Annotated in this window: 21 protein-coding genes and 1 tRNA gene; 8 read left to right on the forward strand and 14 right to left on the reverse strand. The window is 72.2% G+C overall.

Translation table 11 applies throughout. The features are described from left to right. Nucleotides 1-9: 9 nt before the first annotated feature. Together OG927_RS06130 and OG927_RS06135 are read right to left on the reverse strand one after the other, a co-directional pair. Entirely contained in the window at nucleotides 10-798 is a 789-nt protein-coding gene (locus OG927_RS06130) for a ferritin-like domain-containing protein (RefSeq protein WP_330319817.1), read from the reverse strand. 198 nt (nucleotides 799-996) lie between these two features. After that, on the reverse strand, nucleotides 997-2,049 hold the full coding sequence (locus OG927_RS06135; RefSeq protein WP_056786429.1) for an LLM class F420-dependent oxidoreductase: 1,053 nt from the start codon (nucleotides 2,047-2,049) through the stop codon (nucleotides 997-999). A gap of 145 nt (nucleotides 2,050-2,194) precedes the next feature. On the opposite strand from OG927_RS06135, the gene OG927_RS06140 reads away from it, so the two are divergent. Beyond that, nucleotides 2,195-3,178 (forward strand): aldo/keto reductase, encoded by a 984-nt coding sequence (locus tag OG927_RS06140; protein ID WP_056786426.1) that lies wholly within the window; start codon nucleotides 2,195-2,197, stop codon nucleotides 3,176-3,178. After that, nucleotides 3,175-5,466 (forward strand): helix-hairpin-helix domain-containing protein, encoded by a 2,292-nt coding sequence (locus OG927_RS06145; RefSeq protein WP_330319818.1) that lies wholly within the window; start codon nucleotides 3,175-3,177, stop codon nucleotides 5,464-5,466. The genes OG927_RS06140 and OG927_RS06145 overlap by 4 nt, the downstream gene beginning before the upstream one ends. A 78-nt stretch (nucleotides 5,467-5,544) precedes the next feature. On the opposite strand, the gene OG927_RS06150 is transcribed toward OG927_RS06145, so the two are convergent. After that, a complete protein-coding gene (locus tag OG927_RS06150; RefSeq protein ID WP_056786421.1) occupies nucleotides 5,545-6,207 on the reverse strand; it encodes a hypothetical protein in 663 nt (220 codons plus the stop codon). Between the two features lie 47 nt (nucleotides 6,208-6,254). Here OG927_RS06150 and OG927_RS06155 point away from each other — a divergent pair, with 47 nt between their 5' ends. Next, nucleotides 6,255-6,443 (forward strand): DUF5703 family protein, encoded by a 189-nt coding sequence (locus tag OG927_RS06155; protein ID WP_056786418.1) that lies wholly within the window; start codon nucleotides 6,255-6,257, stop codon nucleotides 6,441-6,443. A gap of 68 nt (nucleotides 6,444-6,511) precedes the next feature. On the opposite strand, the gene OG927_RS06160 is transcribed toward OG927_RS06155, so the two are convergent. The 3 genes from OG927_RS06160 to OG927_RS06170 form a co-directional block, all read right to left on the reverse strand. Next, complete coding sequence (locus tag OG927_RS06160; protein WP_330319819.1) at nucleotides 6,512-7,291, reverse strand: chaplin; 780 nt, start codon at nucleotides 7,289-7,291, stop codon at nucleotides 6,512-6,514. A gap of 140 nt (nucleotides 7,292-7,431) precedes the next feature. Further along, nucleotides 7,432-7,665: a chaplin ChpH gene (chpH, locus tag OG927_RS06165; RefSeq protein ID WP_056786414.1), complete on the reverse strand. Its 234-nt coding sequence runs from the start codon at nucleotides 7,663-7,665 to the stop codon at nucleotides 7,432-7,434. Between the two features lie 146 nt (nucleotides 7,666-7,811). Next, nucleotides 7,812-9,146 (reverse strand): M20/M25/M40 family metallo-hydrolase, encoded by a 1,335-nt coding sequence (locus tag OG927_RS06170; RefSeq protein WP_056786411.1) that lies wholly within the window; start codon nucleotides 9,144-9,146, stop codon nucleotides 7,812-7,814. 183 nt (nucleotides 9,147-9,329) lie between these two features. Here OG927_RS06170 and OG927_RS06175 point away from each other — a divergent pair. Together OG927_RS06175 and OG927_RS06180 are read left to right on the forward strand one after the other, a co-directional pair. After that, nucleotides 9,330-9,417 (forward strand) — tRNA-Leu (locus tag OG927_RS06175). A gap of 86 nt (nucleotides 9,418-9,503) precedes the next feature. Continuing rightward, nucleotides 9,504-10,442, forward strand: coding sequence for a pseudouridine synthase (locus OG927_RS06180; RefSeq protein WP_330319820.1), 939 nt, complete (start codon nucleotides 9,504-9,506; stop codon nucleotides 10,440-10,442). 51 nt (nucleotides 10,443-10,493) lie between these two features. On the opposite strand, the gene OG927_RS06185 is transcribed toward OG927_RS06180, so the two are convergent. The 3 genes from OG927_RS06185 to OG927_RS06195 form a co-directional block, all read right to left on the reverse strand. Next, entirely contained in the window at nucleotides 10,494-11,123 is a 630-nt protein-coding gene (locus OG927_RS06185; RefSeq protein ID WP_056786404.1) for an MBL fold metallo-hydrolase, read from the reverse strand. Next, nucleotides 11,123-12,208: an S-(hydroxymethyl)mycothiol dehydrogenase gene (locus OG927_RS06190; protein WP_056786400.1), complete on the reverse strand. Its 1,086-nt coding sequence runs from the start codon at nucleotides 12,206-12,208 to the stop codon at nucleotides 11,123-11,125. Before OG927_RS06190 ends, OG927_RS06185 begins: the two co-directional genes overlap by 1 nt. Before the next feature lie 134 nt (nucleotides 12,209-12,342). Next, on the reverse strand, nucleotides 12,343-13,044 hold the full coding sequence (locus tag OG927_RS06195) for a FadR/GntR family transcriptional regulator (RefSeq protein WP_056787467.1): 702 nt from the start codon (nucleotides 13,042-13,044) through the stop codon (nucleotides 12,343-12,345). Nucleotides 13,045-13,175: 131 nt separating this feature from the next. Between OG927_RS06195 and OG927_RS06200 the strand changes: the two genes are divergently transcribed. Beyond that, nucleotides 13,176-13,685 carry a gluconokinase gene (locus tag OG927_RS06200; protein ID WP_056786397.1) on the forward strand — a complete coding sequence of 170 codons (510 nt, stop codon included), beginning with the start codon at nucleotides 13,176-13,178 and terminating at the stop codon, nucleotides 13,683-13,685. A gap of 9 nt (nucleotides 13,686-13,694) precedes the next feature. Further along, nucleotides 13,695-15,092: a GntP family permease gene (locus tag OG927_RS06205; RefSeq protein ID WP_056786394.1), complete on the forward strand. Its 1,398-nt coding sequence runs from the start codon at nucleotides 13,695-13,697 to the stop codon at nucleotides 15,090-15,092. On the opposite strand, the gene OG927_RS06210 is transcribed toward OG927_RS06205, so the two are convergent. The 4 genes from OG927_RS06210 to OG927_RS06225 form a co-directional block, all read right to left on the reverse strand. Continuing rightward, entirely contained in the window at nucleotides 15,093-15,758 is a 666-nt protein-coding gene (locus tag OG927_RS06210) for a cytochrome b/b6 domain-containing protein (RefSeq protein ID WP_330319821.1), read from the reverse strand. After that, nucleotides 15,700-16,497 carry a molybdopterin-dependent oxidoreductase gene (locus OG927_RS06215; RefSeq protein WP_408058042.1) on the reverse strand — a complete coding sequence of 266 codons (798 nt, stop codon included), beginning with the start codon at nucleotides 16,495-16,497 and terminating at the stop codon, nucleotides 15,700-15,702. The genes OG927_RS06210 and OG927_RS06215 overlap by 59 nt, the downstream gene beginning before the upstream one ends. A gap of 69 nt (nucleotides 16,498-16,566) precedes the next feature. Beyond that, nucleotides 16,567-18,138 (reverse strand): APC family permease, encoded by a 1,572-nt coding sequence (locus tag OG927_RS06220; protein ID WP_056786391.1) that lies wholly within the window; start codon nucleotides 18,136-18,138, stop codon nucleotides 16,567-16,569. A gap of 35 nt (nucleotides 18,139-18,173) precedes the next feature. Beyond that, nucleotides 18,174-19,136, reverse strand: coding sequence for a hypothetical protein (locus OG927_RS06225; protein ID WP_330319822.1), 963 nt, complete (start codon nucleotides 19,134-19,136; stop codon nucleotides 18,174-18,176). A 239-nt stretch (nucleotides 19,137-19,375) separates the two neighbouring features. Here OG927_RS06225 and OG927_RS06230 point away from each other — a divergent pair, with 239 nt between their 5' ends. Next, nucleotides 19,376-19,801, forward strand: a complete 426-nt coding sequence (locus OG927_RS06230) for an ASCH domain-containing protein (protein ID WP_056786385.1) — start codon at nucleotides 19,376-19,378, stop codon at nucleotides 19,799-19,801. Nucleotides 19,802-19,986: 185 nt separating this feature from the next. On the opposite strand, the gene OG927_RS06235 is transcribed toward OG927_RS06230, so the two are convergent. Beyond that, the gene (locus tag OG927_RS06235; protein ID WP_241191972.1) at nucleotides 19,987-21,216 is read right to left on the reverse strand and encodes an outer membrane protein assembly factor BamB family protein; all 1,230 of its coding nucleotides are present in this window, start codon (nucleotides 21,214-21,216) and stop codon (nucleotides 19,987-19,989) included. Between the last annotated feature and the right edge of the window lie 184 nt (nucleotides 21,217-21,400).

Raw genomic sequence — 21,400 nt, forward strand, 5'->3', positions numbered from 1 at the left:
CCGGGGGCCTCAGGCGAACTCCGCCTCGGCCACCGCCGGCCCGCCCAGCGCGTCGCGCCGGGCGGGCGGCGCGAGGCTCACCATGCGCCGCCATCCGGCGAGCCGCTCGTAGGCGTACGCGGCGTGGATGCCCGCCGCGAGCACGGCCGCCTTGGGGCGGGGCCAGCCCAGCAACCGGCCCATGTGGCTCATCACGGCGAGGCTGACGTCGCGGTACACCCGGATCTCGGCACGGGCGCACTCGTGCAGGACGGACTGGATCGTCCTGCCGTGACCGGCCCGGGCGAATCGGAGCAGTTCCTCGTGGCAGTACGCGAGGTGGTTGTCCTCGTCGCGCGAGATCATCTTCACCGCGCGACCGAGGGAGGGATGCTCGGCGAAGTGCCTGACCAGGAGCCTCATCTGCTCGGAGGCGCGCTGTTCGGTGACCCGGCTGTGGGCCAGGTAGACGATCACGTCCCGCTCGGTGAGCGGTTGCTCACGGTTGAGCCGGTCGTGGGCGAGACCGATGCCGTGACGCTCCAGGAGCAGGGTGTAGTCCGTCTCGTAGGGCACCGCGACCGGCTGCAGCCCGCGCTGCTTCAGCAGGGCGTTGAAGATCCGGCCGTGCTTGTCCTCGTCGGCCCCGTGCCGGGCGACCTTGGGGGCGAGGTCGCGCAGGCCGGCCGGGACGAGCGCGGCGATACGGCCGTTCTCCCAGCCGCCCTGGGATTCCCCGCCCGCGGCGATGGAGCAGAACAGCCGGAAGGACTCGTCGTGGTCGAGGATCTCCTCGAACAGACTCTTTACCGAGAACATGACTGCCACCCTTCGTACCGGTGTCCGCAGGGACACAGTCAAATTCGGTACGGGACGGTAGGCAACACGAACGGGGCCGGGCGGGGTAGCGGGCGTGACCGGGGGACGTGCCGCGCGTTGTTCCGGATGACGGCCGTGGCGGGGAGGGCCCCCGAGCCCCCACCACGGCCGTAGTGCTCTTCCGGGACGGCCCCGCGGTCAGGCGGCCAGGCCCGAGCGCTCCAGGGCATCGGTGCCGGCGCGCAGGGCCGCGAGCCGTTCGTCGAGCGTGAAGCCCGCCGGGGCCAGGGTCAGCGTGGTGACACCGGCGGCCGCGTACGCCTGCATCCGCTCCGCGATCCGCTCCACCGGCCCGAGCAGCGTGGTCTGGTCGATGAGCTGGTGCGGCACGGCGGCGGCGGCGCCGCTCTTGTCCCCGGACAGGTACGCGTCCTGGATCTCGGCCGCTTCCTTCTCGTAGCCCATGCGCTGGGCGAGCTGGTTGTAGAAGTTCTGCTTGCGGCTGCCCATGCCGCCGACGTACAGCGCGGTGTACGGGCGGAACATGTCGGCGAGGCCGTGGACGTCGTTGCCGACCGCGAGGGGCAGTGTCGGGCAGACGTCGAAGCCGTCCATCGTCTTCCCGGCCTTCTCGCGCCCGGCCCGCAGATGCTTCACCGCGGTCTCCTCCAGGTGGTCGGCGGACGGGAAGATCAGCAGGGCGCCGTCGGCGATCTCGCCGGTCTGCTCCAGGTTCTTCGGGCCGATCGCGGCGATGTAGAGCGGGATGTGCTCGCGCTGCGGGTGGACGGTCAGCTTGATGGGCTTGCCGGGACCGTCCGGCAGCGGCAGGGTCCAGTGCGCGCCGTCGTACGACAGACGCTCCCGGGACATGGCCTTGCGCACGATCTCGACGTACTCCCGGGTGCGAGCCAGCGGCTTGTCGAACTTGACGCCGTACCAGCCCTCGGAGACCTGGGGTCCGGACACGCCGAGACCGAGGCGGAAACGGCCCCCGGAGAGCGAGTCGAGGGTGGCGGCGGTCATCGCCGTCATGGCCGGCTGGCGGGCCGGGATCTGCATGATGGCGGAGCCGACGTCGATCGACTCGGTCTGCGCCGCGACCCAGGCGAGCACCGTCGGCACGTCGGAGCCGTAGGCCTCCGCCGCCCAGCAGACGTCGTAGCCGAGCCGGTCGGCCTCCTGGGCGACGGCGAGGTTGTCACCGTCCATGCCCGCGCCCCAGTAACCGAGATTGATGCCGAGCCGCATGGCCACGCTCCCTCTACCGATCAGTAACGTCTCTGTGTCCCGGACTCTAGCGCGGGGCTCCGGGATACGGCAGGCCCGGTTGACGGCTGTCGGGTTGTCCACACGCTTCCACCCCGTGGAGCAGTGGCCAGTAATCTCAGCGCCCATGGAGCAGAGGCATCTCGGCCGAACCGGCCTTCGCGTGTCCCGGATCGGGCTCGGCACCCTCACCTGGGGCCGGGACACCGACGAGCACGACGCCGCCGAACAGCTGAAGGCCTTCTGGGACGCGGGGGGCACCCTCGTCGACACCGCCGACGTGTACGGCGCGGGAGAGGCCGAGTACCTGCTCGGCCGGCTCACCGGCACGCTGGTGCCGCGCCAGGATCTGGTCATCGCGACCAAGGCGGGCAGCGTCCCCGACCCGTACCGCCGCGTCGACGGATCGCGCGGACACCTGCTCGCCGCGCTGGACGCGTCCCTGGAGCGGCTCGGGACGGACTACGTGGATCTGTGGCAGATCCACGCCTTCGACCCCGTGACGCCGCTGGACGAGACCCTGCAGGCGTTGGACCTGGCCGTGTCGTCGGGGCGCGTGCGGTATGCGGGGGTGTCGAACTTCAGCGGATGGCAGCTGGCCAAGGCGGCCACCTGGCAGCTCGCCGCGCCCGGACTGCGCACCCGGCTGGCCTGCACGCAGATGGAGTACTCGCTGCTGCAGCGGGGGGTCGAGCGCGAGGTACTGCCTGCGGCCCTGGACCTCGGGGTGGGGCTGCTGCCCTCGTCCCCGCTCGGCCGCGGAGTGCTGACGGGCAAGTACCGCACGGGCACGCCGTCCGGCTCGCGGGGCGCGTCGGAGCAGCTGGCGCCGTTCGTCGAGCCGTACCTCGACGATCCGGCGCGCCGGATCGTCGACGCGGTGTCCACGGCCGCGGACGGTCTGGCCACGACGGCCCTGAACGTCGCGCTCGCCTGGGTGCGGGACCGGCCGGGGGTGGTGGCCCCGGTCATCGGCGCGCGCAACGCGCGGCAGCTGACCGAGGCGTTGTCAGTGGAGACGCTTAGTCTTCCTGACGAGATCTGCCGGGCGCTCGACGATGTGTCGGCACCCGTGCACCGTTATCCCGACCAGGACTGGAGCACGCTGTGACTGCGCTTCCCCGGGGGGAAACCCCGGAACCCGCGGCCGAGAACGACGAGGACCGCGGCCCCGGCGCCGTCGCCGCCGACACGCCCGGCGAGGACCGTGCCCCCGGCGAGGACGGCGGGGAGGACGCGGACAGGGCTCCGGTGACCGCCGAGGACGGCCCCGCGGCCGGGGAGGGGGCTGCCACGACCGCGGAGGGAGCCGCGGACACTGCGGGGGACGGGGCCGCCGCCACCGACGCGCCTGCCGCGCTCTCCGAGGCCGAGGCCGAGCTGGCCGCCCAGCGCGAGCTGCACGAACGGATCGAGAAGCGCAAGGCCGGCAAGGAAGGGCCCATCCCGGCGGGCACGAAGCTGAGCGGCCCGGCCGCCGACCTGCTCGCGGCCGTACGCGCGGTCGAGAGCGGCGAGAAGCCGGGCACGGCCTTCTTCGACTCGCCCGCCGCGGCACCCGCTCCCCGTCGGGCGGTCCCCGCCGGCCCGGGGCCCGCCCGGCCGTCCCCCGCCCCCGCCGAGCCCGCCGCACGCAGGGCGTCCCCGGAGACGGCGGCGGCGGTCGCGGCCGTGCTCACCGAGGGCGGGGCGCCCGAGGCGCTGGCCCTCCCGGCGGCGGCGACGCTCGGGGAGCAGGCCGCACACCTCCTGCGCGAGGACCCGTGGCAGCTGCTGGCCGTGCCGGGTGTCCGTCCGGAACAGGCCGACGGCTTCGCGCGCGCCCTGCTGGGCGCGGAGTGCGGGCCGGACGACGAGCGGCGCACGGCGGCGCTCGTCGGCTGGCTGATGGAACGGGCCGCGCTGCAGGGCCACACCGCGCTGGACGCCGCCGAGGTGCGCGCGGCGCTGGCCGGGCGCGGGGTGACCGACCCCGAGGCGGCCGTGCAGCACGCAGTCGCCGAGGGCGTCGTCCTGGTCTTCCAGGACGGGCTCGACCCTGCGGAGGCGCTGGACGCCGCGGAGGGGACGGACGGCGAGGAGAGCGGCGAGGAGGCGGGCGAGGCACCCGAGCCGGTGCCGGTCCTGCTGGGCCTCGACCGGTACGCCCTGGCCGAGGAGAGCCTCGCCGACGGCCTGGGGCGCCTCATCAACTCGTGCGGGAAGGGCACCGACTGGGCGGACGCCGCTGCCGCCGCCCCGTCCCCCTCGGCGGGCGAGCTGATCCGGACCGTCGCGTCCGCCGGCCTGGTCGCCCACAGCGGCGGCGAGAGTGCGCGGGCCGAGCCTGCCGCCCTGATCGCCGCCGCGCGCGGCCTGGGTCTGCGGGCCCTCGCCACGGCCCACAGCGTGGACGGGGTGCACAGGCTGGCCGCCGAGGCCGGTGACCCGCGGGCCGCCGTGACCCTGTCCGGCCTGCTGTCCGGCACGGCCGGTCCGGGACGGGACGCGGACGGTGCGTTCGCCCTCGACCTCCTGGTGGTGCTGGACGCCCCGCAGCTCGACGTGGAGACGGCAGCGATGCTGGTGGAGTCCCTGGCGGACGGCACGCGACTGGTGCTCAGCGGTGACCCGCACGTGCTGGGGTCCGCGGGTGCCGGCCGGGTGTTCGCGGATGTGCTCGCGGCGCGCGCCTGCCCCCAGGTGGTGTCCCGCACCCCGGACCCGGGACCGATCGGGGAGCTGGTCTCGGGCATCGGCATCGGTGAGATCGGCCGGGTCGACGCACCCGGCAGGGAAGTCGTGATCGTCCCTGTCCGCGATGCGGGCGAGGCCGTCCACCGCACGGTGCAGCTCGTCGCCGACTCGGTGCCGCGCGCCATCGGCGTGCCCTCCTCCGACACCCAGGTGATCACCGTCGGGCACGGCGGTTCGGCGGGCACCAAGGCGCTGAACGCGGCGCTCAAGCAGCGGCTCAACCCCGGCTCCGGCCGGTTCGGCGGGTTCGATCCCGGCGACCGCGTCGTCCACGTGCCCGCACCCGGCAGGGCCGTCCCCGGGTCGGTCGTCTCGGCCGATGCCGAGGGACTGCACCTGGACTGCGCGGGCACACCGGTCGTCGTGCCCCAGGACCGGGTGGAGTCGTCGGTGCGGCACAGCTGGGCGCTCAGTGCCCATCAGGCGGCCGGGATGCGCTGGCCCGCGGTGGTGGTCGTGCTGCCGGGCGACGCGGCCCAGGGCCTGAGCCGGCCGTGGGTGTACACCGCGTTCAGCCGCGGCGAGCGGCACCTGTCCGTGGTGCACGGCGTGGACCAGGCCCTGCCGCGCGCGGTGGCCGAGATCCCCGCGCAGGAGCGGACGACCCGGCTGCGCCCCCTCCTGGAGGCGCTCCCGACCCCGGACGCCGTCCAGGCCCCGTAGGAGGCCGGGCCGGGAAGGGCCGGACATGTCCGACGGCCCCGGTGCGCTGCGCACCGGGGCCGTCGGACATGTCCGCTCTCAGACGCGTTCCACCGCCGAGGGCTCGGGGTCCTCGTCCGCGTCGTCCTCCTCGTCGAACACCGCACTGACGTCGAAACGGCACACGACCAGGGCCGGATCCGCGTCGTCGAACGGCGCCCCGAGCCACTCCCCCGGCTCGGGAAGCTCCTCCACGGCGGAGACCCAGAGGGTGGAGTCGCCCTCCTCCAGACCGAACTCCTTGTGCCGGGAGGCGATCTCGTCGGCCTCGTACTCGCCGAAGAGCACCCCGAGTGCGGCGTGCACCCCGGCACCGACGGCGGGCACGGCGAAGCTGTCGTGCCCCTCCGGGTCCAGGTCGGCGAGGCGCCGTGCCTGGGCGAGCAGCCGCGGCGGTTCGACCACCGCGTAGTCCCGCCTGATCAGCACGCTGACGGCATGCGGCTCCTCCGGTCCGGCGTACGGCGGCAGGGAGTCGTCCGCACCCGGGATCTCGAAGGGGGTGACTTCGTCGTAGCGGTCGTAGAGCAGTTCGTCGTAGACCTCGGCCGCAGCGGCCAGTGCGTTGAACGCGTCGTAGACAGCGGGGTCGTCGTCCCCGGTACGGCGTTCGACGGCCTCGAGGTGGCGGTCGAGCGCGGTTTTGACTGCATCGGCGGCGGCGCGTACCTCGGCAGCGGTGGGCTGCGCAGCATCAGACATAGTGCAGACGCTATCCGTACCGGGGCTCTGCCCGCACAATAGATGCGATGCCGGAATACGAATTTGTCGACGTGTACGTGCCACGCGGGGTGTCACGCAAGGAAGCGACCCGCCTGCTGACCGACCATGCCGAGTACGGGCACTGGGAGTTGGACCGGCTGACGCTGCGCCGTGACGGCAGCCGCCGCGTGCGGTTGCGCCGCCGGATCATCCGCCAGCTCCGCGCCACCTGGTAGCACGGAGCGGGTTCCGCGCACGCGGAACCCGCTCCTCTGATCATGCCGTACGCGCTGTCACAGCATCCTTACGCGGCGCTGCGGGAGCGCCGGTAGAGCACCGTGCCCGCGCCCGCGAGCAGCAGTCCCGCACCGGCCGGGACCAGCAGATCGAGGCCGCCCGCACCGGTGTGGGCGAGCTGCTCGGTCACGAGCCGGGCCTCGGGAGCCTGCGGCGCGGCCGGCGTGTGGGCGGCCGGCCGGACCGGCTCCTGCGCCGGGGTGTGCGGCGTCGGCGGGACGACGGGCGGGAGGGCCTCCGCCTCGTTCTCGCAGCTGTTGCCGAAGACCGGGTTGAGCAGTCCGCCGATGGTGATGCTGTTACCGCAGGCGTTCACCGCGATCTCGACCGGCACCTGCACCTGGTTGCCGGAGGCGATACCGGGCGAACCCTTGGCCTCGCCGTGTGCCGTGGCGCCGGAGGCGCGGTGCCTGCCGGTCCCCGCCCCGCTGTCCCGGGCCTCGGGCCCGGACGCGTGGCTGCCGGACCCGGACGTGCCCGAGCCGCCGCGGCCGTGACCGGACGGGGCGCTGTCGTCCGACGCGTGTCCGTGCCCGGCTCCCGTCGATCCGTTTCCGCAGTCGTTGCCGCTCGTGGGATTGAGCAGACCGACGACGTTCACGGAATTTCCGCACACATTGACGGGAATGTCGATCGGGACCTGGATCGAATTCCCCGACAGCACTCCCGGTGAGTTCGACGCACCGCCGGACGCTCCCGCGTCGGCATGTGCGTATCCGCCACTGAGCGCGAGCACTCCGCCCGCCGCCGCCATGGTGATCAGGCCTTTACGAGTGACCTGTCGCATAGATTGCTTTCCTGCCTTCTGCCTTCCGAAATGCCCCCGGACACAGCTTGTCCGGGCGCCCAAATGCCCGGCAGCCCCGGAGTGCATGGCGCGCACTCCGGGGCCGACCGGACCACACCCTTACGGGTTGGTGTTCAACGTCAGGCGTTGACGCAGGTGTTGCCGAAGGCGGGGTTCAGCAGCCCGATCACGGAGACCGTGTTGCCGCACACGTTCACCGGGACGTGGACCGGCGCCTGGACGACGTTGCCCGAGAGCACGCCGGGGCTGCCGATGGCGGCACCCTGGGCACCGGAGTCGGCAGCAGCCATACCCGCACCAGCAAGCACGAGACCACCGGTAGCAGCCGCGATTGCGACGACCTTCTTGATCATGATTCCTCCTCGTTGACAAGTGCGATCCCAGCCGCGGACCGCATCACCTGTAACGAGGAGGAGAGGGCGGGGCTACGAGCGCACGACCCCTTTCACTCTTTCTGGTTATGTACGTACACGCTGGCGAATTTCGGCCGCCGGGACGTTCAGGAATGGTCGATGAACCGGTCGAGCACCCGGGCACCGAACTTCAGGCCGTCCACCGGTACCCGCTCGTCCACACCGTGGAACATGCCCGCGAAGTCCAGCTCCGGCGGCAGCTTCAGCGGCGCGAAGCCGAAGCAGCGGATGCCGAGGTCGTCGAAGGACTTGGCGTCGGTACCGCCCGACAGCATGTAGGGCACGGCGCGGGCGATCGGGTCCTCGGCCTTGAGCGCGAGCTGGATCGCGTCCACCAGGGACCCGTCGAAGCTCGTCTCCAGCGCCTTGTCGCCGTGCACGTCCTCGCGCTTCACCCGAGGCCCGAGGATCCGGTCGAGGTCGGCCAGGAACTCCTCCTCGTACCCGGGCAGGAATCGGCCGTCCACGTGCGCGGTGGCCTGTCCGGGGATCACGTTCACCTTGTAGCCGGCGCCGAGCATGGTGGGGGCGGCGGAGTTGCGGAGGGTCGCGCCGACCATCTTGGCGATCCCGCCGAGCTTGGCGAGCGTCGCGTCCATGTCCTCCGGGTCGAGCGGGGTGCCCAGAGCGTCGGACAGCTCGTCCAGGAAGGACCGCACGGTCTTGGTCACCCTGACCGGCCACTTGTGCCGCCCCAGCCGGCCCACGGCCTCGCAGAGCTCGGTGATGGCGTTGTCGTTGTTGGTCATCGAGCCGTGCCCGGCCGTGCCGTCCACGGTGAGCCGCATCCAGTGCATGCCCTTCTGCGCGGTCTCCACCAGGTAGAGCCGCAGGTTCTCGTTCACGGTGAAGGAGAACCCGCCGACCTCGCCGATCGCCTCGGTGACGCCGTCGAAGAGGTCGCGGTGGTTGTCGACGAGGTGGCGGGCCCCGTACGTGCCGCCCGCCTCCTCGTCGGCCAGGAAGGCCAGCACGATGTCGCGCGGGGGCTTGCGGCCGCTGCGCATCCGGTCGCGGACGACCGCGAGGGTCATCGCGTCCATGTCCTTCATGTCGACCGCGCCCCGGCCCCACACGCACCCGTCGGCGATCTCGCCGGAGAACGGATCGTGCGTCCAGTCCGCCGCGTTGGCCGGCACGACGTCGGTGTGCCCGTGGATCAGAAGCGCCGGCCTGGACGGGTCCTCGCCCTCGATCCGGGCCACGGTGGAGGCGCGGCCCTTGTGGGACTCGATGATCTGCGGTTCCAGCCCGACCTCGGCGAGCTTCTCGGCGATGTACTCGGCGGCGAGCCGCTCCCCGGGGCCGGAGTGGTCGCCGTAGTTGCTGGTGTCGATCCGGATCAGGTCACGACAGAGGTCCACGACCTCATTCTCGGCGGACTCGCTGATGCCGGCCCGGGCCGTGTTGGTCTCGCTCACGCTGCTTCCTTCCACTGTCGCGGTGGTGCTCCCCCTCATCCTCGCGCGCCTGCCCCGCGCACCCAAGACCGCCCGCCCCCCGTCACGTGCCTTTCACATGCCATGGGGCGTGATCGAGCACCCCCGATTGTTTGCTATGGTTTTCCACGTCGGAACGGGCACGGCCCGGACGGCGGACACCCGGTCCGGGTGGCGGAATGGCAGACGCGCTAGCTTGAGGTGCTAGTGCCCTTTATCGGGCGTGGGGGTTCAAGTCCCCCCTCGGACACCAGCACGAACCCCAGGTCTCCTGGGGTTTTTTGCTTTTCGGCCCACCCTGGCCGGATGAAGGTCACGGAGCGCGCAAGGAACGACACGATGAGAGGACGGGCGAAGCCCCCTGCCGCACCGCTGCCGCAGCACGCGGGGGTCGATCCGGTGCGGGTGCGGCTGCCGGAGGACCCGGCCGGGGCCTGGCGATGCGTCCGGGACCACCTGCTGCACCGGTTCGCGGAGGCTATCGGGGCGGAGCGGGTGGACGCCATGCTCGCCGGGGGCCGGTTCGTCGGGGCCGACGGCGGTGCGGTGCGGGGCGACGAGCCGTACACCGTGGGACGGTACCTCTGGTTCCACCGGGACTTCGCGCCGGAGGAGCCTGTGCCGTTCCCGGTCGGTGTGGTGTACCGCGACGCGCACCTCGTCATCGCGGACAAGCCGCACTTCCTGGCCACCACCCCGCGTGGCGGGCACATCACCGAGACGGCCACGGCGCGGCTGCGCAGGGAGCTGGGTCTTCCCGGGCTGCAGCCCGCGCACCGGCTCGACCGGCTGACCGCGGGCCTGGTGCTGTTCGTCGTACGGCCGGGTGACCGGGGCGCGTACCAGACGCTGTTCCGGGACCGGCTGGTGCGCAAGGAGTACGAGGCGGTGGCCCCGTACGACCCGGGGGTGGCGCTCCCCCGCAGTGTGCGCAGCAGGATCGTCAAGGAGCGCGGGGTCGTCGCCGCACGCGAGGAGGCGGGCGAGGCGAACAGCGAGAGCCGGATCGAGCTGCTGGAGCACCGGGGCGGGCTCGGCCGCTACCGGCTGCTGCCCGCCACCGGGCGTACCCATCAGCTGAGGGTCCACATGAACGCGCTGGGTCTGCCGCTCGTCCACGATCCGGTCTATCCGGTGGTGGAACCGGAGGCCGGCCGGGAGGACTACGGGCGGCCCCTGCAACTGCTGGCCAGGGTGCTGGAGTTCACCGATCCCGTCACCGGCCGGCCGCACCGCTTCGAGAGCGGGCTGAGGCTGTCCTCGTGGCCGGAGCGGTGAGCCGCGGCCCGGCCCGGGAGCCCGTGACGGGGCTCCGGGGCCGGCCTGCGGTCAGTGGCCGCGGGCGATCCACTCGTCCAGGTGCGGGGCCTCCGCGCCGATCGTGGTGGAGTCTCCGTGTCCGGTGCGGACGGTGGTCTCCGCCGGCAGGGCGAGCAGCCGGTCCCTGATCGAGTCGACGATCGTCGGGAAGTGGGAGAAGGACCGCCCGGTGGCACCGGGCCCGCCCTGGAACAGGGTGTCACCGCTGAAGACGGTGGCCAGCTCCGGGGCGTACAGGCAGACGGCGCCGGGCGCGTGGCCCGGGGTGTGCAGGACCTCCAGGCGCGTCCCGGCGATCTCCAGCACCTGGCCGTCGGCCAGTTCGGCGTCGGGGGTGCGGTGCGGGTGGGTCTGCTTCCAGAGCGGCAGGTCGTCGGCGTGCAGCAGGATCGGCGCCCCGGTCGCGTCGGCGAGGGCGGGGGCCGCGTCGATGTGGTCGTTGTGCGCGTGGGTGCAGATGATGGCGCGCAGCGTACGGCCGCCGAGTGCGGCCTCGATCGCGGCGGCGTCGTGGGCGGCGTCGATGACGACCGCCTCGGTGTCGTCGCCGACGATCCAGACGTTGTTGTCGACGTCCCACTCGCCGCCGTCGAGGGCGAACGTGCCGGAGGTGACCAGGTGGTCGACGCGGGCGGCCATCAGAGGATCACCACCGAGCGCAGGACGTCGCCGTCGTGCATCCGGGCGAAGGCCTGCTCGACGTCGCCGAGGCCGATGGTCTCGGTGACGAACGCCCCGAGGTCGATGCGGCCCTGCTGGTGCAGGTCGATGAGCATCGGGAAGTCGCGGGAGGGCAGGCAGTCGCCGTACCAGGAGGACTTGAGCGAGCCACCGCGGCCGAACACGTCGAGCAGCGGGAGTTCGAGCTGCATCTCGGGGGTGGGTACGCCGACGAGGACGACGGTACCGGCGAGGTCGCGGGCGTAGAAGGCCTGCTTGTACGTCTCCGGGCGGCCGACCGCCTCGATGACGACGTCCGCGCCGTTGCCGCCGGTCAGCGCGCGGATCGCCTCGACCGGGTCGCCGGAGCGGGAGTTGACGGTGTGGGTGGCACCCATCTTCTTCGCCGTCTCCAGCTTGCGGTCGTCGATGTCGACCGCGATGATCTTCGCCGCGCCCGCGAGCCGGGCCCCGGCGATCGCCGCGTCGCCCACGCCGCCGCAGCCGATGACGGCGACGGAGTCGCCGCGGCCGACCTGGCCGGTGTTGATGGCGGCGCCGATGCCCGCCATGACACCGCAGCCGAGCAGCCCGGCGACGGCCGGGGAGACCTCGGGGTCGACCTTGGTGCACTGGCCGGCGGCGACGAGGGTCTTCTCGGCGAAGGCGCCGATCCCGAGGGCCGGGGAGAGCTCGGTGCCGTCCAGCAGGGTCATCTTCTGCTTGGCGTTGTGGGTGTCGAAGCAGTACCACGGACGGCCGCGCAGACAGGCGCGGCACTGGCCGCACACCGCACGCCAGTTGAGGACGACGAAGTCACCGGGCTCCACGTCGGTGACACCGTCGCCGACGGACTCCACGACGCCCGCGGCCTCGTGGCCGAGGAGGAAGGGGAAGTCGTCGTTGATGCCGCCCTGCTTGTAGTGGAGATCGGTGTGGCAGACGCCGCACGCCTGGATCTTCACTACGGCCTCACCGGGGCCCGGGTCGGGCACGATGATCGTCTCGACCCGTACCGGCTCGTTCTTCCCCGGTGCGATGACACCTTGTACCTGCTGCGCCATACCGTGGTCTCCCATCCCGACTGTTCGTGTCCTGCTGCAGATGTACTGCTGAAATCGTCGCGCCGAGATCGTCGTGCCGACGATGTCGCGCTGAAGATCGTTCACCGACCACCGTACCGGGGCGGCGCCCCGGCTCAGGGCGCGAGTACGTCCAGTTCGTGCAGCGCGCCGACCGCGATCTCCTTGGTCAGCCGCTCGGCGCCCACCGCGTCGCCTTCGCGTACGGCTTCGGCGAGCCGGACGTGCAGGGTGACGGCGGCCGGGTCCGGGTCCTCGAACATCACCTGGTGGTGGGTGCGGCCCGCGAGGACCTCGGCCACGACGTCACCGAGGCGCGCGAACATCTCGTTGCCGGATGCGTTGAGCACGATCCGGTGGAAGGCGATGTCGTGCCGCAGATAGCCCTCCAGCTGCTGGCCGCGCGAGGTGGCGACCATGCCGAGGGCGCATTCGGTGAGGGCGGCGCACTGCTCCGCGGTGGCGTGGCGGGCCGCGAGTCCGGCGGCGACGGGTTCGACGGCGGACCGCAGCACGGTGAGCGACCGCAGCTGCCGGGGGCGGTCCGATCCGGCCAGCCGCCAGCGGATCACCTGGGGGTCGTAGACGTTCCACTCCTCGGTGGGCCGCACGGTCACTCCGACCCGGCGCCGGGACTCCACCAGGTGCATGGACTCCAGCACGCGGATCACTTCGCGTACGACGGTGCGGGACACGTCGAAGCGCTGGGCCAGCTCGTCGGTGCGCAGGACGCGGCCGGGCGGGCAGTCGCCCGCGGCGATCTCCAGGCCCAGGGCGTCCAGCACATGTGTATGCAGCCCCTGGCTCTGTGTGGTCACGCCCACCAGCCTACGGTGCGGCCGTCGGCAACAAAAAGTACGACGTTTATGTCACAGCCTCTTGAATAAGTCGTATGTAATGGGTTTCAGTAGCGCGACGGACCGATGTCGAAGAAGACAGCGAGGCACCAATGAGCACCCCCCACGTCGTCGTGGTGATGGGCGTAGCAGGGACCGGCAAGACCACGATCGGTCCCCTGCTCGCCGCCGCACTCGGCGTTCCCTACGCCGAGGGCGACGACTTCCACCCGCCTGCCAACATCGCCAAGATGTCGGCGGGCACCCCCCTGGACGACGACGACCGCTGGCCCTGGCTGGACTCGATCGGGCAGTGGGCGCACGGCCGGGCGGGGCTCGGCGGAGTGGTCAGCAGCTCGGCGCTCAAGCGGGTCTACCGTGACCGGCTGCGCGCCGAGGCACCTGGTGCCGTCTTCCTTCACCTGACCGGCGACCGGGCTCTCATCGAGCGCCGGATGGCGGGCCGCAGGAACCACTTCATGCCGACCGCGCTGCTCGACTCCCAGTTCGCGACCCTGCAGCCGCTGCAGGAGGACGAGCCGGGCGTCGCCGTGGACGTGTCCGGCACCCCCGAAGAAATCACCGAAAGGGCCGTCGCCGCGCTGCGCCGGCTCGACTCCTAAGGATTCACCGTGACCAGTCTCAGCGTCGAGATGCTGGCAGCGGATGCCGTCGAACCGATCACTTCGGCCGGCAACGCTCAGTTGGGCATCGCCGTACTGGCGGGCATAGCCGTCATCGTCGTACTCATCACCAAGTTCAAGATGCACGCCTTCCTGGCGCTGACCATCGGTTCGCTGGCGCTCGGCGCCTTCGCCGGTGCCCCGCTGGACAAGACGATCACCAGCTTCTCCACCGGCCTCGGCTCCACCGTCGCGAGTGTCGGTGTGCTGATCGCACTCGGCGCGATCCTGGGCAAACTGCTCGCCGACTCGGGCGGTGCCGACCAGATCGTCGACACGATTCTCGCGAAGGCGAGCGGGCGGGCCATGCCCTGGGCGATGGTGCTGATCGCCTCGATCATCGGTCTGCCGCTGTTCTTCGAGGTCGGCATCGTGCTGCTGATCCCGGTGGTGCTGCTGGTCGCCAAGCGCGGCAACTACTCCCTGATGCGGATCGGCATCCCCGCGCTCGCCGGGCTCTCGGTGATGCACGGCCTGATCCCGCCGCACCCCGGCCCGCTGGTCGCCATCGACGCCCTGGACGCCAATCTGGGTGTCACGCTGGCCCTGGGCGTGCTCGTCGCCATCCCGACCGTGATCATCGCGGGCCCCGTCTTCTCCCGGTACGCCGCCCGCTGGGTGGACATCCAGGCCCCGGAGAACATGATCCCGCAGCGGCCGTCGGAGGACCTGGACCGGCGTCCGGGCTTCGGCGCCACGCTGGTCACCGTGCTGCTGCCGGTGGTCCTGATGCTGGCCAAGGCCCTCGTCGAGATCGTGGTGGACGACCCCGAGAACCACGTCCAGCGGGTCACCGATGTGATCGGCTCCCCGCTGATCGCCCTCCTCGCGGCCGTGATCGTCGGTATGTTCACGCTGGGCAGGGCCGCCGGCTTCACCAAGGCGCGGCTCTCCACGACCGTCGAGAAGTCCCTCGCCCCGATCGCGGGCGTGCTGATGATCGTCGGCGCGGGCGGCGGCTTCAAGACGACGCTGATCGACGCCGGTGTGGGCCAGATGATCCTGGAGTTCTCGGAGAACTGGTCGATACCCGCCCTGCTGCTCGGCTGGCTGATCGCCGTCGCGATCCGGCTGGCGACGGGCTCGGCGACCGTGGCCACCATCTCGGCGGCCGGCCTGGTCGCTCCGCTGGCGGCCGGTATGTCCACTCCCGAGGCCGCGCTGCTCGTCCTCGCCGTCGGTGCCGGTTCGCTCTTCTTCAGCCACGTCAACGACGCGGGCTTCTGGCTGGTGAAGGAGTACTTCGGCATGGACGTCGGTCAGACGATCAAGACCTGGTCGGTGATGGAGACCATCATCTCCGTCGTCTCGCTCGGCTTCATCCTGCTGCTGTCCCTGGTCCTCTAGCTACTCCTCGGGATCCCGCCACAGCGGGTGCTCGGAGCGGGCCCAAGGGCGCTCGACCGACCCGGTGCGCATGCCACGGCGTACCTCCGGGTCGGCGAGCGCCTTCGCCATGTGTCCGGCGAGGACGATGCCGACGGCGAGCGCCAGCCAGTCGTGCACGAAGGTCGCGCCGGTGCGCCACACCAGCGGGGCGAGGTCCGTGAACCACATCAGCAGGCCCGTGCCGAGCATGACGAGCACGGCGCCCGCGATCCAGGCGGCATAGAGCTTCTGGCCCGCGTTGAACTTCCCGGCGGGCCGTGCGCCGGGCGTACGGTCGCGGCGCAGCGCTGCCTTCAGCCACCGCCGGTCGTGCGGCCCGAACCGGTTGAGCCGGGACAGGTCGGCGCGCAGGGCCCGGGAGGCCAGCCCGGCGAGCAGCGGTACGGGGATGAGCAGCCCGGACCATTCGTGGACGGTGACCACGAGGTGGCGGCGGCCGACGAGTTCGGCGAGCTGGGGGACGTACAGGCAGGCCGCCGTCAGCACGCAGAGCAGCGTCAGCCAGGCGGTGGTGCGGTGGACCAGGCGCTCGGCGCGGGTGAAGCGCCGGATCCTCGTGGGGCGTTCAGGCGGTGGGGGCGTCGTCGCGGCCGTTGGACCGGCCGACCCAGGCGTCGACGTCATAACCGAGCTCCTCCCAGTAGCCGGGGCGGACGGAGTCGGTGACGGTGATCCCGGAAAGCCACTTGGCCGACTTGTAGAAGTACATCGGGGCCACGTAGAGCCGGACCGGCCCGCCGTGGGAGTGGGACAGCGGTTCGTCCCGCATGCGCAGCGCGACGAGGACGTCGGCCCGGCGGGCCTGTTCCATCGTGAGGCTCTCGCTGTACGCGCCGTCGAAGCACGTGAAGCGGACCGCCCTGCCCTCGGGCCGTACGCCGGCGGCGTCCAGGAGCGCGGAGAGCCCGACCCCCTCGAAGGGGGTCTCGGGGACCCGCCAGCCGGTGACGCACTGGACGTCGCGGACCATGCGGGTCTGCGGGAGCGCCTTCAGGCCGTCCAGTGTGTACGTGGCGGGGTGGTCCACCAGGCCGTCCACGGTGAGGCGGTAGTCGGCGGCGGACTTCCTCGGTACGGAGGTGGCGACGGAGTAGTAGCGGAAGCCGCCGCCGTTGGGCAGGAGCCCGGTCAGGCCGGTGGGGTCCTTGTCGGCGACCGCGCCGAGTCCGGCCTCCAGTCCCCGCTGGAGCGCGGGTGCGGCCACGACTCCGGCCGCGCCCAGGCCCAGCATGGTCAGGACGAGGCGGCGGCCGACGGGGGTGCCGTGCCCGTCGGCGGGGTCCTCGCGGTGGGCGACGTCTCCCCCGGTGGGTGGGACGTCGCCCGAGGGTGGGCCCGTGCGACCGGGAGGACGACTGTTCACCCGTCCATGGAACACCCGCGGCCGTCCCGTCACCAGGGGCCGCGGGTGTCCGTCACACCGCCGTAAGGACTACAGCGGAGCCGGGGCGTTCTCGGCGGCCTTCTCCAGCTGGAACGCCTCGTTGCCGAGACCGATCCTGGCGTGCACGTCCGGCTTGGTGGAGCGCAGCACCGCGCCGTACACGAGACCGGCGACGAGGGCGGCGCCGATGACTCCGGGCAGCAGCCAGTGGAGCGTCGAGCCGGGGCCCGAGCCGACGAGTACGTCGAAGTCCCGGACGGTGAAGACGGCGATGGCCAGCAGGGCGGTCCCGGCGAGGCCCGAGGCGACCAGTCGGGGGGCCTGGGCGCGTCCTGCGCCGCGGCGCAGGAAGAAGGCGATGACCGCGAAGGACGCCGCCGCCATCAGCAGGATGACGCCGAGGGCTCCGACGTTGCCCATCCAGGTGAACAGGCGCAGGACGGGCGCGGTGGGGTCCCCGACCGGGTGGCCGTCGGTGAGGGCGAAGGCCAGCACGATCACGACGGAGACCAGGGACTGGAGCATCGACCCGGTGGCGGGGGCGCCGCTGGTCCTGCTGGTCCGGCCGAAACCGGCGGGCAGCAGGCCTTCACGCCCCATCGCGAAGGCGTAGCGGGCGACCACGTTGTGGAAGCTGAGGAGGGCCGCGAACATGCCGGTGACGAAGAGGACGTGCAGTACGTCGGTGAAGGTGGCGCCGAGCCGCTCCTCGGTGAGACCGAAGAGCATGCCCGGGCCCTGTTCGAGGGAGGTGCCCGCGATGGAGCCCGGGCCCGCGGCGACGGTGAGGGCCCAGGAGCTGACGGCGAGGAACAGTGCGGCGTAGCCGACGGCCAGGAACATCACCCGGGACACGACGACCTGCGGGCGGCTGGTCTCCTCCGCGTACACGGGTGCCTGCTCGAAGCCGACGAACGCGGCGATGCAGAAGCAGAGTGCGGTGCCCAGGCCCGCACCGGTGAGGGTCTCCGGGTTGAAGGCGTGCAGGGACAGGCCCTCGGGTCCGGGCTTGCTGACGGCGGCGATGTCGAAGATCACGACGAGGGCGCACTCGATGACCAGCAGGACACCGAGCACCTTGGCGTTCAGGTCGATCTTCAGCCAGCCGAGGACACCGACGACGGCGACGGCGGCGAGGGCCGGGAGCCACCAGGGCACCGCCATGTCGAGATAGGTGGCGAAGAGGCCGGAGACCTCGAAGCCGAGGATGCCGTAGATGCCGACCTGCATGGCGCTGTAGGCGACCAGCGCCACGAGCGAGGCGCCCGCGCCGGCCGTCGGGCCGAGGCCCCGGGCGATGTACGCGTAGAAGGCCCCGGCGTTGTGGACGTGCCGGCTCATCTCCGCGTAGCCCACGCCGAACAGCATCAGGACGACACCGAGGATGACGTACAGCAGGGGCTGTCCGACGATGCCCATCACACCGAAGACCGTGGGCATGACCCCGGCGACGACCATCAGCGGGGCGCTGGCGGCGAGGACCGAGAGGAGCAGTCCGGGGGTGCCGAGCCGGTCCGCGCGCAGCGCGCGGTCCTCGCCCTTGTAGGTGTTGATCCCGCCGGTGCCGCCCGTCGTGCTTCCGGTGCCGGCCTCGCTCGAGTGTGTTCTGCCCGTCGACATGGCGGGGGTGATCCCTTCGTTGGGAGCAGCGTGCATCACGGGGTACCGAGCGCGAAGGTGCGCGCGGCAAGGAACGCGGGGTAGGGGTCGCGGCCGGAGTACGACCAGGGGGCGGCGGTGGCGTGGGAGCCGATGCGGTGGAAGAGGGCGGCGGCCTCGGCCGGGCGGCCCTCGCAGATCTTGGCGTGGGCGAGGAAGTTGAGGTCGGCGCGGTGGCGGGGGTGGTCCTCGCGTTCCCATTCCAGCCACCAGTCGAAGGCCGCCTTCATCACCTGCCGGGCCCTGCGTCCGGTCCAGTGGCCCGATGCCGCCGGGTCGTCCGAGGCGTGTCCGGCCTCGACCAGGACGCGGTAGCGCTCGGCGTGCGCGATGACGGGGAGCACGGCCAGCGGTGAGTCGGCGGGGGCCTGCTCGGCGGCCCAGGAGGCGAAGTCGTAGACCTCGTGGAGCGGGTCGCCACCGCTGCCGGCCTCGGCCAGCCGGGCCGTCATGAGGTGGTGTGCCTGGTGGTGTTCGGGGTGGCGGGCGCGGATCTCCTCGAAGTGTCCGGCGGTCTCCTCCTGGGTGCCGTGCGCGCGGTCCAGCAGCATCAGGGCCAGCCACGGGGTGGGGTCCGCGGCATCGAGGGCGGCGGCGGCCAGACAGGCCTCGCGGGCCCGGACCCGCTCGCCGGCGCCGGCCTTGGGGCGCAGGGCGCGGGTGACGTCGGCGCAGGCGAGGAGCGTGGCGGCATCGGAGCTGTCCGGTTCGGCGAGCAGCCATTCGCGGGCCCAGCCGGCGGCGGACGGCACTGCGGCGAGGGCGAGGAGGCGGTGGCCGCGGCGGTCCCAGTCGGCACCGGTCGCGACGAGCAGGGAGCGGGCCCTGGTCCAGCGCCCCTGGGTGAACTGGCCGCGTACGGAGATGAGTTCGGTGTCGCCGAGAGCCGGGTCGAAAGCATGGTCCGAACGGGCGCCCTTGCGGCGGGCGCGGCCCAGAGGCGGCGGAGGCGGAGACATCCGCAGGCTTCCTTTTCGACGCGGCGTGCGAAGCGGTTCGATGCTGTGTGCGAGCAAACGATCGCGCACAGCAAAGCGTTAGGTAATGGTCCGAGTCAAGGGCGACCCTCCCGCAACTGCATTCACCCTTCGAGCAGTTGACGTATCCAGGCGGGCGGTCCGCACCCTTCGCGCAGCTCGCCGCAGGGGTGCGTGGGGGAGCCGGAGCGACCGGGGGTGACGCGTGCCACACTGCCCGGATGGACGCACACGAACCCCTCAAGCCGTTCCTCCTCGCCTTTCCCGGGCCGCTGCGCGACCGGTTGGTGGCCGCCGTGCTCTCCGGCGAGAAGGTGTCGACGTCCGGCCTCCTCGTGGAGTACGAGACGGAGAAGGAGGAGCTGCCACCGGTGGGCGAGCGGTCCGCGCTCATCGACTCCGAGGGGCGGGAGACCGCGGTGCTCGAGGTGACCGAGGTGCGGGTGCTGCCGCTGGGTGCGGTCGATCTGCAGCACGTGCTCGACGAGGGCGAGGGCTACACGTCGGTGGCCCAGTGGCGTGCGGGGCACGAGGCGTTCTGGCAGGGCGAGGAGATGCGGGAGGCGCTGGGGGATCCGTCGTTCACGGTGGACGACGACACGATGGTGGTGGCGGAGAGGTTCCGGGTCGTCGAGCGGCTGCTCTGACACGGAGGCGGGGACGCGGCCCCCCGGGCCGGGCCCGCGGGGTCCGGTGGAGGCCCGCCCGGCCCGGTGGAGGCCCGCCCGGCCCGGGGAGCGCCGGGCACCCGGGCCCGTCGTGAACCGGCCCGGGGGAAGGACCCCGCCCCGCCCGGCCGCGTGTGCCGTCGTCGCGGGCGGGGCGGGGGTCGTCACACGGCGGGGAGCGCGTAGAGCCGCTTGCCGTGCATCACGGCCAGCCGGTCGCCCGCCGCGGCCACGTACCACTGTTGGATGTCGCCGGTCCCGTCGTTGTACGTCCAGCGCAGCTTCCCGGTCGCCGCGTCGAAGGCGTGCACGCCGCCGTCCTTGTCGAACTCCGTGGCGCCGTAGAGGGTGCCGCCCGCCTTGACGAACTGCCAGGCCTGCGTCGCCGTGTCCCGCAGGTCCTCGTTGTGCCAGATCTTCTTGCCCGTGGCGGGGTCCACGGCCCACAGGGCGCGCGCCGTGTCGGAGGCGTAGAGCACCCCGTCCAGGAGGTGCGGGTCGTTGAACCTGCTGAACTCCTCCGTCGTGAGCGACCAGCGCTCCTTGCCCCCGGACAGTGCGAACGCCCGCAGGTGCTGTCCGTCCGCCACGACCACGAGCTCGTCGTGCACGGCGAAGTGACGGCGGTTGGACTGGCTGATCTTCTTCGTCCAGATCTGCCGGCCCGTGGCCGTGTCGCGGACGGTGACGTTCTCCCGGTAGTCCGTGTAGACGAGACGTCCGCCGACGACCGCGGCGTTGATGCCGTACTCCTCGGTCCCCGCGTCGCGCTGCTCGCGCCAGGTGACCTCGCCGGAGGCGGTGTCGATCGCGGCCAGCACGTTGTTCGGCGTGGAGAAGTCCTTCTCCAGGATGCCGGCCAGGACGTAGACGTGGCCCTCGTCGGCCGCGATGGGGCGCGGCTGCTGGTACTCGTCACCCAGCCGGCTGCGCCAGGTCTCCTTGCCCGTGGCCGGATCCAGACCCACCACGTCGCCGTCGTACTCGGCACTGGCGAGGTAGAGCGTCCCGCCGCCGATGATGAGCCCGGCGCCGGGCGTGGTGACGCCGGTGCGCTTCCACTTCTCCTTGCCGCTGACGGCGTCCCGGCCCACCAGGGGGTCGCCCGACACCAGGACCAGGCCGTCGACCACGGCGAGCGCCGCGCTGCCGGACAGGACGGTGTTCGCGGTGTCCGCCTGCCAGAGCGGCTCGGGCGCGGTGCCGGGAGGCGGGGTGGTGAAGGCGTCACCTTTCTTGTCCCCGCCCGGTGTGGCACTGCCGGCCGGTTCGGGCTCGTCCGCCCCGGGACCGCACCCCACGGCCCCGGCACCGAGCACGGCCAGCCCCAGCCCCGTCCCCGCCAGCCTGAGTATCTGCCTGCGCGACACCGCGTTCCCGCCACGTACGCCCACGTCTGTTCCCGCTTCCGTCCACCTGGTCCGACGCCCTCCGGGACGCCCTGAGCGCCGCCAGGCTAACCGTCGAATTTCGGCCTTCCGCCGAACGGCACACAATCGGGACAGGCTCGTGAAGCGCTCGTCACCGCAGGGGCGCTCCGGACCGTGACGGGACCGCGGCGCCCTGCGGGGCGGGGTC

The organism is Streptomyces clavifer, assembly GCF_036345975.1.
In the GTDB taxonomy this organism is placed as follows: domain Bacteria; phylum Actinomycetota; class Actinomycetes; order Streptomycetales; family Streptomycetaceae; genus Streptomyces; species Streptomyces clavifer.